Here is a 13,328-nt window from a genome sequence, read left to right on the forward strand (position 1 = left end):
ATTTACATTATCTATTCTTTCTGCTATAATAAAAAAGTAAGTCCTGGTAGCTCAGCTGGATAGAGCACCGCCCTCCTAAGGCGGGTGTCGGAGGTTCGAATCCTCTTCAGGACGCCAAATTTTTAGGCTATTGCAAAATTATTTAGCAATAGTCTTTTTGTTTGTAATTTTTTTAAAATGAGAGGATTTTTATGGATGATTATTTTTATATGAATGAGGCAATTAATGAAGCAAAACTTGCAAGGCTTGAAGATGAAGTTCCGATTGGTTGTGTGATTGTAAAAAATGAAAAAATAATTGCCAGAAGTCACAATTATACCTACAAAGGAAAATCTGCATTAAAGCATGCAGAAATTCTAGCCATAGAAAAAGCAAGCAAATTTGTTGGAGATTTTAGACTTGAAAATTGCACAATGTATGTAACAATGGAGCCTTGTTCTATGTGTGCTGGTGCAATAATAAATTCAAGAATTGATAGACTTGTGATAGCTCTTGCTGATGTAAAAAGAGGGGCTTGTGGATCAAATACAAATATAACTGGAGATAGAAGTCAACTTCATTTTTTGGATGCAGAATTTGGATTAATGAAAGATGAAAGTTTGGAAATATTACAAAGTTTTTTTAAAAAATTAAGAGAAAAAAGAAAAAAAGAAAAAAAAGATTCTTGCAGCTAATATCGCAAGAATCTTTTTAGTTAAGATGTGGCAATAATTTGCCAAAATACATTATATTTATCAATCAATGTAGTAAATAATTTCTTATTAATTCTTTGAGGTTGCATCAATATTTTTGATTCTTTTTTTAATTTAGAATAAGCTTTATATAAATTTTCGCTATTTGTTTCAATTACAACCCTTCCATTATTTCCACTAAGCCAATGTTTATCATCTGTAGTATCAAATAAATATACATTATTTCCATAAATTTCTAGTTTTGAATTATAAATTCTATCTCTAACTTCTAGTGGGAAATTATATTGTTCAAAATCTGAATATCTAATTAATTTTTTAGGAGGATCGATGTCAAATATATCGCAATAATAATTAATAGCTTCTAAGCATTTCCCATTTTTAAATGATATACCAACTGCCATATTAAAATCCTTTCTTTATTTAAATTTAACATAACGGTATAATAATATCAAGTAAATTACTATTCTTGTTTTCAAGTATTTTTATGATATTATTAGTTTTTACGTCAAAAATCCGTCACAAATCTTATAAACGGTTTATTGCTTTTTTGATAAGTTTCTTGTTTTTGTTGAGTGAATAAATGATTCTAATATTGTTTTTACTTTATTACCTGCAAAATATGATATCTACAATTATTGCTAATAGACTTACCTTTTGTATGACTATTGAGCGGTATCTATTTTTTCAAATGTTTTTGATTCTACTTGTTTCCAAGTGTTGTTTTCTTTTTGTCTAATTATAGCTTGCCATTTTCCACTATCTTTTCTTTTTATAATAGTGAATGTTGTTTGCATTGTTTTTCTCCTTATATATTTACCTAAAGTATGCTATAATTAAATAACAGAATGATTTCTGTATATTAAATAGCAGGATAGTTTCTGTATACTAATAAAGACTCTAGCTTTTTATGGTGATTAGCGTGGGAGTCTTTTTTTTTGTGTGTATTTTTTTTACAGCGTGTTTTATTATTTTTTAACAGTATATGAAAGTTGTCTATAGAATGTTTGTTCTCCGCCTTTTTCTTGTATAACTTCTACAATATGTTTGCCTTCAGTGAGATTCTCTTCTTCTAAATTTAATGATTCTTGTGATTGTACATCTTTTGATAATTGTAAGGTTTTGTTTTTATCACCGTCAACATATACTATTGTAGGTTCATTTCCATCAACATCTACACTTTCAGCATTCAAACCAATGGAAGTCATAACAGTTTCTTCATCAACTATTAGTGTTACATCTTTACCTTCACCACCTGGCGTAGATAGAGTAATGTTACCTTCTCCTTTTTCTTCTCCACCAATTATTTTTGGTTCATCTTTTTTAACATTAGATTTATTATCATCTTTTACTTTTTCAGTACTTTCTACAGAAGCCTTATTACTTTCAGTAGATTTAGTATCGTCTGTCTTGTTTCCACATCCTGTTAACATTACAAAAGATAATGCTAGTATTAGTGCTTTTTTGTTCATTTTTTCTTCCTTTCTTTTTTATGTATTTATATAAAATCCCATTGGAGATTATATATCAAATTATTTACTACTCGTATAATACATACCAACCATTTCACCAAGTATTCTAACTTCTTGACCGTCATTTTCTCTTATTATGATAGGAGAGTAGGATTTGTTTTCTGGTTGTAGAATTATTTCATGTTCATTTTTGAAAAATCTTTTTAGTGTTGTTGTGTTATCTATTATAACAGCTGCAATTTTTCCATTTTCTACTAATGATGTGTTTTTAAAGAATACTATGTCTCCGTCATATATTCCAGCATCTACCATAGAATCTCCCTTTGCTGTTAAAGAAAAGTCAGGTCTTCCTAAATCCGCATCTATTTGTAATAGATTATCATAATTTTGATTACAAAAGATTGGTTTACCACAGGCTATTTCTCCAAGTACGGGAACTGTTACGAACTTTTTTATTATTTTTAATCCTGGTATGTTGGAGAGGTCATTTTTGTCTTCTATATCTAATAAGTCATTCAAGTCTAAATTAAATTCTCTCGCATATGCTGACAAATAAGTATTCAAAGGTTCACTCTTATGATTTTCCCATCTTGAAATCATAGACTTTGATATATTTAAATCGTACTTGTAATTTAACATGTTTTTAAGCTCTTCCATGGACATATTATTTTCAGTCCTTATAGCTTTTAATTTATCTCCTAATTTCACAAACTTTCTATCTTACTAAATTTATTATAACATATAGAATGATTAAGTTTTTTTAAATCAAAATTTATAGCTATATAATAGTCTGAAAAAATTTATAGTTAATGTCTTCGTTTTATTAAATATAACAGAATAATATTATTTGATTTTTTATTTCATTTCATATTGTGATGAATAAATGAATTTATAGTATAATAATACCAAGATGAAAAATTATTAAAAAGATAAAAATTGGAGGTTTTGATGAAAATTTCTTTAATAGATCCATTAATGGTTGATAATAAAATTATAGAAAAACATAAGGAAAAAATTGAAGTCTTAGGCCACGAATTTCAATATTTTAACCAAAGTGCAAAAGATGATGATGAAATAATTGAAAGATTAAATGATAGTGATGTAGCTATAATAACAAATAATAAATTTTCAAAAAAAGTAATAGATAATACAAATTTAAAATTAATTGATGTAGCCTTTACAGGATATAATCATGTTGATATGGCTGCTTGTAAGGAAAATGATATTATAGTTGAAAATGCAAGTGGATATTCTGATGATTCTGTTGCTGAGCTTGTAATAGGTCTTACAATTTCTCTTATGAGAAAATTTGATAAAAACAACAAAAATATATTTGAAGATGAATCTTTTAATCTTCTAGGTCAAATCATTAAAGGAAAAACTGTAGGAATTATTGGAACTGGAAAAATTGGAACAAGAGTTATTGAGTTATTTAAAGCTTTTGGTGCAAATATTTTGGCCTTTAACAAAAGTGAAAAAAATCAGGTTAAAAATCTTGGAGCAAAATATGTAAGTCTTGAAGAACTTTTGAAAAACTCAGATATTGTATCTATCCATCTTCCTCAAAATGATGAAACTATAGGTTTTATTGGAAAAGATGAATTTGATCTTATGAAAGATAAAGCTATTTTAATAAATTGTGCTAGGGGTCCAATTGTTGACAACAATTATTTGTCAAAATTATTAAATGAAGATAAATTAAGAGCTGGAATTGATGTTTTTGATATGGAACCACCATTAGATAAAGATTATCCACTAAGAAATGCAAAAAATGTTCTTCTAACTAATCACGTAGGATATTTGACAGAAGAAGCAATGAAAATTAGGTGTGAAATTGTTTTTGATAATTTATATAAATTTCTTGATGGTGAAATTGTAAATAGAGTTAACTAATATGGATACTAAAATTATAGCGATAGCAGGTGGATCTGCTAGTGGAAAATCTTCGATTGTAGATTATATTAAAAATTATTTTGCAGAAGATTTATATGTAATAGGTCATGATAATTATTATAAGGCTCATGATGATCTTTCCTTTGAAGATAGAGAAAAACTTAATTATGATAAACCATCATCTTTTGATAATGATATGTTTATAAAAGATTTATTGGATTTAAAAGTTGGCAAGGATATAGATATGCCAACTTATGATTATAAAATTCACACAAGAAGTAAAAAAACAATTCGTGTAAGTCCCAAAAAAATAATTTTGATTGAAGGGATTTTGGTTTTATATGATAAAAGGATTAGAGATATTCTAGATACTTGTGTTTTTATTGATGCTGATAGCGATGTTAGACTTCAAAGAAGAATTTTAAGAGATACTAAAGAAAGATCAAGAAGCTTGGAATCAGTTTTGACTCAATATATAAAGCAAGTTAAACCTATGCATGAAAAATATGTCGAACCAACAAAAAAATATGCTGACATTATAATTCCAAGAGGTGCAAAAAATACCAGAGGAATTGAAATTTTGATAAAGCATATTGAGGATTTGATTGAGGATAAAAATGGATGTTAAATTACTTGAAGTAGATTTTAAAAAAATCGAAGATTACTTATCAGGAAATTCCAAAATAGGCCATGAGATTTTTGGAGCTATAAAAAAAGATGAGGGTTATATTTTTAGAATATATGCCCCTGATGCAAATATGGTTTATTTAAAAGGTGATTTTTCAAATTGGCAAGAAGTTTCTATGTTTAAAAATCATAAATACGGATATTTTTATAAATTTATTAGAGCAAAAGAGGGAGATTATTATAAGTATGTAATTGAAAATAATGGATATAAGTTTGAAAAATTCGATCCATTTGGACATTATTTTGATGAGTCTCCAGAATTTGCTACAAAAATAATTGATAGCTCATATAATTTTTCTGATAAAAATTGGCTTAAAAAAAGAGAAAAAAATTTGGATAAGCCTTTAAACATTTATGAAATTCATCCAGGAAGTTGGCTTAGATATAATTCTATGCCAAATTTTTTGGATATAGTTGATAAATTAATTTCTTATGTAAAAGATATGGGCTATACTCATATTGAATTAATGCCTATTACAGAACATCCATATTACCCATCATGGGGATATCAAGTTTCTGGTTTTTTTGCCCCATCTTCTAGATATGGAACAATTAAAGATTTGCAAAAATTTGTAGATCTTTGCCATCAAAATAATATTGGAGTAATTTTTGATTTTGTTGTTGTACATTTTGCAGAAGATTACTATGCTTTAAAATATTTTGATGGGTCTAGTCTTTATGAATCTGACTATAAAGATTTACAATATTCTGAGTGGGGTAGTTTGAATTTTGATTATTCAAAAGGTCATGTTAGAAGTTTTATGAAATCTGCCATTAATTTTTGGATTGAAAAATGTCATTTTGATGGCATAAGAATTGATGCAGTTTCTAATATGATCTATTACGATGGTAATAAAGACAGGGGAGTAAATCATAGTAATGTGAATTTTTTAAAAGATTTAAACCAAAATCTTTCAAAGGATTATCCAAGTTTTATGAAAATCGCTGAAGATTCATCATCATTTGAATTTGTAACAGAAAAAGATGAAAAAGAAAGTCTCGGTTTTGATTATAAATGGGACATGGGCTGGATGAATGATACTTGCAAATATTTTGAAATAGATTCAATTAATAGACATATGTATCAGGGAAAAATTAATTTTTCTATGTTTTATTTTTATAATGAAAACTTTCTTTTGCCTCTAAGTCATGATGAGGTAGTTTATTTAAAAAAACCAATGATTAATAAGATGAATGGTTTTTATGAAGATAGATTCAAACAATTAAAACTTTTAAATACTTATCAAATGACTCATCCAGGTAAAAAGTTAAATTTTATGGGAAATGAATTTGCAACTTTTGATGAATGGAATGAAAATGTATCTTTAAATTGGGATATTTTAAAATTTCCTATCCATTCAGCCTTCAAAAATTATGTTAAAGATTTAAACCACCTTTATAAGGATAATCCTAGCTTTTATAAAAATGATTATAAGAAAGAAGGATTTTTGTGGAAAGTTGTAGATGATAATGAAAATTCAGTATTTGCTTATGAAAGACTTGCGAATGAGAAGAGATTTTTGATAGTATTAAATATGACAAATACTTATAAAAAATCGTATCCTATTTCCTATGATGAAAATTTAATTTTTGTTGAAAAAATCAATAATATGTGGGAAAAATATGGTGGAGATAAATATAAAAGAGAAAATATAAAAATAAATAGGGGGGAAAATCTTAAATTAGAGCTTTGGGAATATGAGGCTGTGATTTTTGAGATAAAAGAAAATGAGTAGAAATAAAGAAGCTATCAATCTTTCTTGGTTGGTAGAAAAATGGACGATTTGGGATAATTCATATTTAAAAAATATTTGGTTAAATCTTGATACCTTAGATTTAATAAGAATAAATGATGATATGGATAATAATGATGATATTGAAGAGTCTTACATTGATATAGAAAATAATATGGACGAGTTTGTATGTATGCCAGGGCGTGAGGCTGTAAATAAAAAACTTGCTAGAGAAGTTTTTATGGAATATTTGGATAGCGCTGATAGAGATAGACTTTCAGAAAATTATAATGAATATTCTGCAGATGAACAATTTTTAGATTTAATTTATGAATTAGGACTTGAAAATAAACTTCAAGAATTTAGGGAAAAAGTTGCAGGATCAATTTTATTAAATTGGGCCCAAGAAGAAGACATAAAAGTTTCAAAGGATATGGAAGTTATAGATTTATATAATAGGGATTAAGTTTTGAATAAAAAAATAAAATTAACAATAGTAGGGCTAGGCTTGTGTTTAGCTCTATCATCATGTAATAAAAAAGTTGAAAAAGTAAAACCAGAAGCAAAGAGTAAGCTAGAAAGTAGTATTAGCACAGAAAATTCAAATCAAGAAGTTAAAAAATATGAAACTACAATCTATGATTATTTTGATACAATAACTACCTTTTCTGCTTATTGCAAAAATGAAGAAGAATTTAATAAATACAAAGATTTGGTAGAAAAAAGAATGGCAGAATACCACAAGCTTTTTAATAATTATGATAAATTTGATGGGGTTAACAATGTTACTACCCTAAATGAAAATGCAGGAAAAGAAAAGGTAAAGCTAGATAAAAAAATTATTGATTTATTAAATGAAGGAAAAAAATGGTACAAAGAAACTGATGGTGATATAAATATATGTTACGGTAGGGTTTTAAAAATTTGGCTTGACCAAAGAGAAGCTGCCTTAAATGATAAGAAAAATGCAAAACTTCCAAATGAAGAAGAATTAAATGAAGCAGGAAAATATAAAAATATTGATGCTTTAGAAATTGATGAAAAAAATCAAACAGCCTTTATCAATGATAAAAATGTTCAAGTGGATATAGGTGGAATTGGAAAAGGATATGCAACTGAGCTAATAAAAAATGAATTAATAGAAAAAGGTCTAAAAACTGGAATTTTATCTGTTGGTGGCGACGTTGCAATAATTGGAGAAAATCCTACAAAAGAAGATGGTGAATTTAAAATAGCAGTTCAAGATCCTTCACTTTCTGAAGATCATCCATATTCAAGCGTAGTTGCAATAAAAAATACTTCTCTTGTAACAAGTGGAGATTATCAAAGATATTTTGAAATTGATGGTAAAAAATATCATCATATAATAGATCCTGATACAAATTATCCATCAACAAATTTCAAATCCGTATCTGTAATGACAGATGATATAGCAAAAGCAGATGCCCTTTCAACAGCTCTTTTTATAAAAGATTTGGATGAAGGAAAAAAATTAGCTGAAAAATATAAGGCAGAAGCTTTATGGATTGATCAAGATGGAAAAATGTATAAAACTAAAAATTGGGACAAATACGAAACAGAAAAAAATTAGGTGCGATCTTCGCATCTTTTTTAATAAAAATATTCAAAAATTTTTTCATCTGGTATATAATATAATCTATGATTAGGAGGTAAGAATGGTAGAAAAAGCTTTTAATAATGATAAATATATAAAAATTCAATCTGAAAAAATTGAAGAAAGAATAAAAGAATTTGATAAGTTGTACCTAGAATTTGGTGGAAAATTATTTGATGATTCACATGCGTCAAGAGTTTTGCCAGGATTTTTGCCTGATTCAAAGTTACAAATGTTAAAAAAGTTAAAAGATATAACAGAAATTGTTATAGTAATTAATGCGAATGATATAGAATCAAATAAAATAAGGTCAGATCTTGATATTGGATATGATAGTGAAGTTTTAAGATTAAAAACTTCTTTTGAAGATTTGGGATTTTTTGTAAATTCAATAGTAATAACACAATTTGACAATCAACCATCAGCAATAAAATATGGAAAATATTTAGATAGTTTAAATATTAAAAATTATAAAACTTATGATATTGAAGGATATCCAAATAATATTCCAAATATAATAAGTAAAAATGGTTTTGGAAAAAATGATTATATTGAAACACAAAGAGATTTAGTTGTAATTACTGGCCCTGGTCCTGGAAGTGGGAAACTTGCAACCTGTCTTTCACAAATGTATCTAGAAAATGAAAGGGGAATAAATGCAGGATATGCTAAATTTGAAACTTTTCCTGTTTGGAATCTTCCTTTAAAACATCCTGTAAATATTGCCTATGAAGCAGCAACTGCAGACTTAAATGATGTAAATATGATCGATCCTTATCATCTTGAAGCTTATGGAAAAACAACAGTAAATTATAATAGAGATGTTGAAGCATTTCCAATTTTAAAACAAATGTTTGAAAAAATTTCAGGATCTTGCCCTTATAAATCACCAACAGATATGGGTGTAAATATGGTTGGATTTTGCATAGATAATGAAGAAGAAACAATAAAAGCTTGTAAAAATGAAATTATCAGAAGATACTATAATTCTTTAGTTGATTTTAAACTTGCAAAATCAGATTATAAGGCTGTAGAAAAAATTGAACTTTTAATGAGTAGTTTAAATATTGAAGCAAGTGATAGAAAAGTATCCATGATTGCAAGAGAAAAACAAAAAGAAAAAAATGCGGAAATTTTCGCAATAGAACTATCTGATGGAAAAATTGTAACAGGAAAAAAATCAAAATTGATGTCATCCCCAGCAGCTTGCATTTTAAATGCTTTAAAAGAAATATCTGGAATTAATGATGATATACCATTAATATCTCCTCATATATTAGAACCAGTTCTAAAATTAAAAGAAGAAATCTTAAAAGAAAGAGACGAATCTTTGTCAGTAAATGATGTCTTAATTGCCCTTTCAATTTCAGCAACAACAAATCCAGTTACTCATCATGCCCTTAAAAATTTAAATAAATTAAAAGGACTTGATGCTCACTCAACTATAATTCTTGATGAAAGTGACAAAAAAACATTATTAAAAATGCATTTTAACTTTACCCAAGATCCAATACTTGACCAAGCATACTTAAATATTTAAAAAATTCCCTTAGGGGAATTTTTTTATTAAAAATTTTAAAAAGAAATAATTCTATTTACTATATTTGCTTGACAAAAATTAATCAATGTTATAAGATGAAAAATATAGAAAGCGTTTTTAAAAAATATCTTAAAGGAGAAAATATGAATAACGTAAAAGTAGATGTAAAAAATGAAATTGCTTATGTAACTATTGATAGACCAAAGGCTTTAAATGCTTTAAATTCAGAAACTTTAAAAGAATTAAATGAAACTTTTTCAGATATTAGACAAAGAAAAGATGTTAAAGTTTTAATTTTAACTGGTGGCGGAGAAAAATCTTTTGTAGCTGGTGCTGATATATCTGAAATGGTAAATGCTACACCACAAGAAGGAAGAGAAATGAGTATGCTAGCTTATGAAACATTTAATATGCTTGAAGAAATGCCACAAGTTACAATCGCAGCTGTAAATGGATTTGCCCTTGGTGGTGGATGTGAAATTTCTATGGCTTGTGACATAAGAGTTGCATCTAAAAATGCACTATTTGGTCAACCAGAAGTTGGTCTTGGAATAATTCCAGGATTTGGTGGTACACAAAGACTTCCTAGACTTGTTGGAAAAGGAATTGCAAAAGAATTAATTTTCACAACAGATTCTATAAAAGCTGACGAAGCTTACAGAATAGGTCTTGTAAATCACGTTGTAGAAAAAGAAGAGTTGATGGATTATTGTACAAAAATGGCAGAAAAAATTATGTCAAAAGCATCTTATGCAGTAACTCTTGCAAAACAAGTAATTAATTTAGGTCTTGAATCTGATCTTCATACTGGTATTCAATTAGAAGCTAACACTTTTGCATCAACTTTTGAAACTCATGATAAAAAAGAAGGAATGACAGCATTCTTAGAAAAAAGAAAAGCAGATTTATCTGATTTTTAATTTTAGATTTATTAGCCCAGTTTTTCTGGGCTTTTTTTTAAAGGAAAAATTATGAAAAATAAATTAATATATTTACTTTTTTTATCTATATTTCTTACAGCTTGTTCTAAAAAATCAACAACAAGGTTAATAGAAACTAGTGATAATCTAGAAAATTCTAATATTAATTCAAATATTATAAATGAAAAAATATCTGAAGAAGTATCATTTGATTTGGAAGATATAGAAGAAAATAAATTATCTAAAGAAGATATAGAACAAACACAAGAAAATGATGAGAATATTTTAACATCTTATGGATTTTATTATTCAAGTTTAGTTGATAAATCAAAAGCAAATCCTAAGACTGGTTTTATTAATTCTGTAAAATTTGAAGATGGATATTTAATATTTTCTGGAGTTTTAAATTATAATGAAGAAATGACAGGAAGCATTGGAGAAGAAGTTTTTGATGAAGGAATTTATAAATTTAAGCTTGATCCAGATGTAAAAATGATGGCAAAAAGTGGAATGGCTAAACCTATGATGATGAATGAAGATGAATTTATAAAATATTTAAATAAATGCATGGGAAATGGGCTAGGATTTGTAGTAGATGTAGATAATTCTATGGCCTATGAAATTACTATAACAAGTTAAAAAGGACATTTTAAAATGTCCTTTTTATTCATCTTCATATTCCACATAAGAAAAATAATGGTCTCTTTCATTTAAATCTTCATTTTCGTAAGTTTCTACTACTTCATTATTGATTGATTTTACTAAGTCTACAATATAAGATCTTAAATTTGCTCTTCCTAGCATTTTTTTCCCTATATTTTGCTTTAAATTTGTAACTTTTTTATAATTTATGATATATTTTGCCAAGTCAACTCCATTAACTCTTCTTTTTTTTAAAATAAATTTTGAAATAAAAGTTATTAAATCATATAAATTATTTGATTTTCTTTTTAAATATCTAATTAAACTTCTAAAAAATAAACCTTTTATTGAAATCAACTTATCAAAAAATTTATCTTTTGACCCATCAATTTCAAACCTTATATTCATAGTCAAAAATTCAAAAATTTCATTTATTTCATTTTGACAGTAATCTATAAATTCTTCTGTAATAGAATAATTAGGGTTATTCAGTTTTGCTAAAAATTCAACCACAAAATTTGGTGTTGTTTTTTCATCTAGAGCCTTATATTGGTAAATATAATTTGAAAAATCATATAAATTGTGCTTATCATTTGAAATAGGCATAGATAAGGCTTTTTTTACAAGTTTATCATAATAATAAATCATATTATCAGTTGTCATAATTTTTTCTTCAAATTGATTTATTAAAATTTCAAGACATTCTTCTAAATGTTTTGATTTTATTAAACCATGAGACTTGTAAGAATCTATTTTTATAAAAATTTCTCCACCAGCATCAATTAGGTCTATATAGCCAAATTTTTCTATATACATTGGAAATTTAAAAGAATAACGTTTTAAAATTTGATTTATATATCCTTTTTTAGAAAGATTTAGATTTAGATTTGTATTTAATCTTTCTATAATAAATTTCTTTATATCCATTTGAGAAATAACAGGGTTTTTAGCCATAGAATGCACATAATTAAATAGAACATCTTTTAAAGATAATTGATTTTTTAAGGCATATGATATAGAATTACTAACTTTAATTTTTTCTCCTTTTAAATTATAAAACCCAAAAGATTTTATAAGTTGAGTTTTCATATCTATAGAAAAACCAGAAAAATCTTTTAAATCATCAAAAATATTAATATGTCTTATAGGAAGAGGATAGGTCACTGTAGAACCTGTTTGTATATTAAATATTTCATTATTTAATGGTGATTTGTATTTTGCTGTTCCATTTTCATGTAAATGTCCTGTGAATAAAAATTTAACTCCACAATCAGCCAAAATTTCTATAGGAAGTTTATTATTTATTCTAGGATCTGAATCTTTATATTTTTTATTCCAATTTTTAATTATAAATGGGCCTAGAACAAGTCTTTGATCTCTAAAATTTGGAATAAAAGCATGATGTGAAATAACAAAAACCATATCTGCTCTTTTTTTTGCTTGATCAATCTCATCTATTGCCCATTTTAAAACATTTTTATCACAAGCTCCAACAACATTATTTTTTGCGTCTTTATGATTTTGTTCATAATCGCAAGAATAAATAGAAGTATCAATAAAAATTAAGCTAAGAGAATTTTTCTTTTCTAAATTTGGATTAATTCTAGCCACATAAGATCCATATCCTTGGGCATAGTAAGAATTTTCAAAATCTCTTTCATATTTTTTATTAATTTCTCCAAGATATGATTTATAAATTTGACTATCCTTATAAAATTCTAAAACAGAATCCTTGTATAAAAAATCATAAATTTCAAAAAAATCTTTTGGATTTATATTTTGAGTATTTTTTAAATTCTTATAATCAAAGGCACTACTATTATTAATATCGTGATTTCCTGGAATTAAAAATACTTTCCTAGACTTATCTTCGTCAGTCCATTCTTTTAAAATATTCGAAACTTCAATATGAGATTTTTTCTCTCCATCTTTTGTCAAATCTCCAGGAATTATTATATACTTACTTCCATTTTCACTAGAAAGTTTCAAAGCAGATCTTAAAAGTCCCTCGCCTTCAACTAAAAATTTTCTATCATATTTAATTGCCATATTAAATTCTTTATTATCAGCCATCAAATCTCTTGATAAAATATGTGTATCAGATAAAATGCTAAGTTTAATATTCTTATTTTCCATA

The 13,328-nt window shown here is 26.4% G+C and carries 14 protein-coding genes and 1 tRNA gene; 10 read left to right on the forward strand and 5 right to left on the reverse strand.

The window, feature by feature from the left end:
• The first annotated feature begins 40 nt into the window (after window positions 1–40).
• Both ASHG_RS00240 and ASHG_RS00245 read left to right on the forward strand, forming a co-directional pair.
• A tRNA-Arg gene (locus tag ASHG_RS00240) sits at window positions 41–117 on the forward strand.
• Between the two features lie 74 nt (window positions 118–191).
• Entirely contained in the window at window positions 192–674 is a 483-nt protein-coding gene (locus ASHG_RS00245) for a nucleoside deaminase (protein ID WP_040396710.1), read from the forward strand.
• A gap of 20 nt (window positions 675–694) precedes the next feature.
• Here ASHG_RS00245 and ASHG_RS00250 read toward each other — a convergent pair whose 3' ends face one another.
• The 4 genes from ASHG_RS00250 to ASHG_RS00260 all read right to left on the reverse strand — a co-directional run bounded on the left by ASHG_RS00250 (window position 695) and on the right by ASHG_RS00260 (window position 2,869).
• Window positions 695–1,093, reverse strand: coding sequence for a VOC family protein (locus ASHG_RS00250; RefSeq protein ID WP_040396712.1), 399 nt, complete (start codon window positions 1,091–1,093; stop codon window positions 695–697).
• Window positions 1,094–1,354: 261 nt separating this feature from the next.
• Window positions 1,355–1,486: a hypothetical protein gene (locus ASHG_RS09450; RefSeq protein ID WP_262359281.1), complete on the reverse strand. Its 132-nt coding sequence runs from the start codon at window positions 1,484–1,486 to the stop codon at window positions 1,355–1,357.
• 171 nt (window positions 1,487–1,657) lie between these two features.
• Window positions 1,658–2,161 carry a hypothetical protein gene (locus ASHG_RS00255; protein WP_040396714.1) on the reverse strand — a complete coding sequence of 168 codons (504 nt, stop codon included), beginning with the start codon at window positions 2,159–2,161 and terminating at the stop codon, window positions 1,658–1,660.
• A gap of 60 nt (window positions 2,162–2,221) precedes the next feature.
• On the reverse strand, window positions 2,222–2,869 hold the full coding sequence (locus ASHG_RS00260; protein WP_040396716.1) for a helix-turn-helix domain-containing protein: 648 nt from the start codon (window positions 2,867–2,869) through the stop codon (window positions 2,222–2,224).
• A gap of 240 nt (window positions 2,870–3,109) precedes the next feature.
• On the opposite strand from ASHG_RS00260, the gene ASHG_RS00265 reads away from it, so the two are divergent.
• The 8 genes from ASHG_RS00265 (at window position 3,110) to ASHG_RS00300 (ending at window position 11,188) form a co-directional block, all read left to right on the forward strand.
• Window positions 3,110–4,054, forward strand: a complete 945-nt coding sequence (locus ASHG_RS00265) for an NAD(P)-dependent oxidoreductase (RefSeq protein WP_040396718.1) — start codon at window positions 3,110–3,112, stop codon at window positions 4,052–4,054.
• Window position 4,055: 1 nt separating this feature from the next.
• Window positions 4,056–4,682: a uridine kinase gene (udk, locus tag ASHG_RS00270; protein ID WP_040396719.1), complete on the forward strand. Its 627-nt coding sequence runs from the start codon at window positions 4,056–4,058 to the stop codon at window positions 4,680–4,682.
• Window positions 4,672–6,477, forward strand: a complete 1,806-nt coding sequence (gene glgB / locus ASHG_RS00275; protein ID WP_040396721.1) for a 1,4-alpha-glucan branching protein GlgB — start codon at window positions 4,672–4,674, stop codon at window positions 6,475–6,477. Before udk ends, glgB begins: the two co-directional genes overlap by 11 nt.
• On the forward strand, window positions 6,470–6,940 hold the full coding sequence (locus ASHG_RS00280) for a hypothetical protein (RefSeq protein WP_040396723.1): 471 nt from the start codon (window positions 6,470–6,472) through the stop codon (window positions 6,938–6,940). The genes glgB and ASHG_RS00280 overlap by 8 nt, the downstream gene beginning before the upstream one ends.
• Before the next feature lie 3 nt (window positions 6,941–6,943).
• A complete protein-coding gene (locus tag ASHG_RS00285) occupies window positions 6,944–8,065 on the forward strand; it encodes an FAD:protein FMN transferase (protein WP_084689265.1) in 1,122 nt (373 codons plus the stop codon).
• An 85-nt stretch (window positions 8,066–8,150) separates the two neighbouring features.
• Window positions 8,151–9,629 carry a DUF1846 domain-containing protein gene (locus ASHG_RS00290; RefSeq protein ID WP_040396725.1) on the forward strand — a complete coding sequence of 493 codons (1,479 nt, stop codon included), beginning with the start codon at window positions 8,151–8,153 and terminating at the stop codon, window positions 9,627–9,629.
• A 143-nt stretch (window positions 9,630–9,772) separates the two neighbouring features.
• Entirely contained in the window at window positions 9,773–10,549 is a 777-nt protein-coding gene (locus ASHG_RS00295) for an enoyl-CoA hydratase-related protein (protein ID WP_040396727.1), read from the forward strand.
• A 51-nt stretch (window positions 10,550–10,600) separates the two neighbouring features.
• Window positions 10,601–11,188 (forward strand): hypothetical protein, encoded by a 588-nt coding sequence (locus ASHG_RS00300; RefSeq protein WP_040396728.1) that lies wholly within the window; start codon window positions 10,601–10,603, stop codon window positions 11,186–11,188.
• Between the two features lie 24 nt (window positions 11,189–11,212).
• Here the strand turns inward: ASHG_RS00300 and ASHG_RS00305 are convergent, their stop codons facing one another.
• Window positions 11,213–13,327 (reverse strand): metallophosphoesterase family protein, encoded by a 2,115-nt coding sequence (locus ASHG_RS00305; RefSeq protein WP_040396729.1) that lies wholly within the window; start codon window positions 13,325–13,327, stop codon window positions 11,213–11,215.
• Between the last annotated feature and the right edge of the window lies 1 nt (window position 13,328).

Origin of the sequence: Anaerococcus senegalensis JC48 (assembly GCF_000321005.1) — a bacterium.
Taxonomy (GTDB): domain Bacteria; phylum Bacillota; class Clostridia; order Tissierellales; family Peptoniphilaceae; genus Anaerococcus; species Anaerococcus senegalensis.

What these genes read in the sequence shown, in the direction of transcription:
- ASHG_RS00245 (WP_040396710.1), top strand. Translation starts at nt 192, where the DNA reads ATGGATGATTATTTTTATATGAATGAGGCAATTAATGAAGCAAAACTT.
- ASHG_RS00250 (WP_040396712.1), bottom strand. Translation starts at nt 1,093, where the DNA reads ATGGCAGTTGGTATATCATTTAAAAATGGGAAATGCTTAGAAGCTATT.
- ASHG_RS09450 (WP_262359281.1), bottom strand. Translation starts at nt 1,486, where the DNA reads ATGCAAACAACATTCACTATTATAAAAAGAAAAGATAGTGGAAAATGG.
- ASHG_RS00255 (WP_040396714.1), bottom strand. Translation starts at nt 2,161, where the DNA reads ATGAACAAAAAAGCACTAATACTAGCATTATCTTTTGTAATGTTAACA.
- ASHG_RS00265 (WP_040396718.1), top strand. Translation starts at nt 3,110, where the DNA reads ATGAAAATTTCTTTAATAGATCCATTAATGGTTGATAATAAAATTATA.
- udk (WP_040396719.1), top strand. Translation starts at nt 4,056, where the DNA reads ATGGATACTAAAATTATAGCGATAGCAGGTGGATCTGCTAGTGGAAAA.
- glgB (WP_040396721.1), top strand. Translation starts at nt 4,672, where the DNA reads ATGGATGTTAAATTACTTGAAGTAGATTTTAAAAAAATCGAAGATTAC.
- ASHG_RS00280 (WP_040396723.1), top strand. Translation starts at nt 6,470, where the DNA reads ATGAGTAGAAATAAAGAAGCTATCAATCTTTCTTGGTTGGTAGAAAAA.
- ASHG_RS00290 (WP_040396725.1), top strand. Translation starts at nt 8,151, where the DNA reads ATGGTAGAAAAAGCTTTTAATAATGATAAATATATAAAAATTCAATCT.
- ASHG_RS00295 (WP_040396727.1), top strand. Translation starts at nt 9,773, where the DNA reads ATGAATAACGTAAAAGTAGATGTAAAAAATGAAATTGCTTATGTAACT.
- ASHG_RS00300 (WP_040396728.1), top strand. Translation starts at nt 10,601, where the DNA reads ATGAAAAATAAATTAATATATTTACTTTTTTTATCTATATTTCTTACA.
- ASHG_RS00305 (WP_040396729.1), bottom strand. Translation starts at nt 13,327, where the DNA reads ATGGAAAATAAGAATATTAAACTTAGCATTTTATCTGATACACATATT.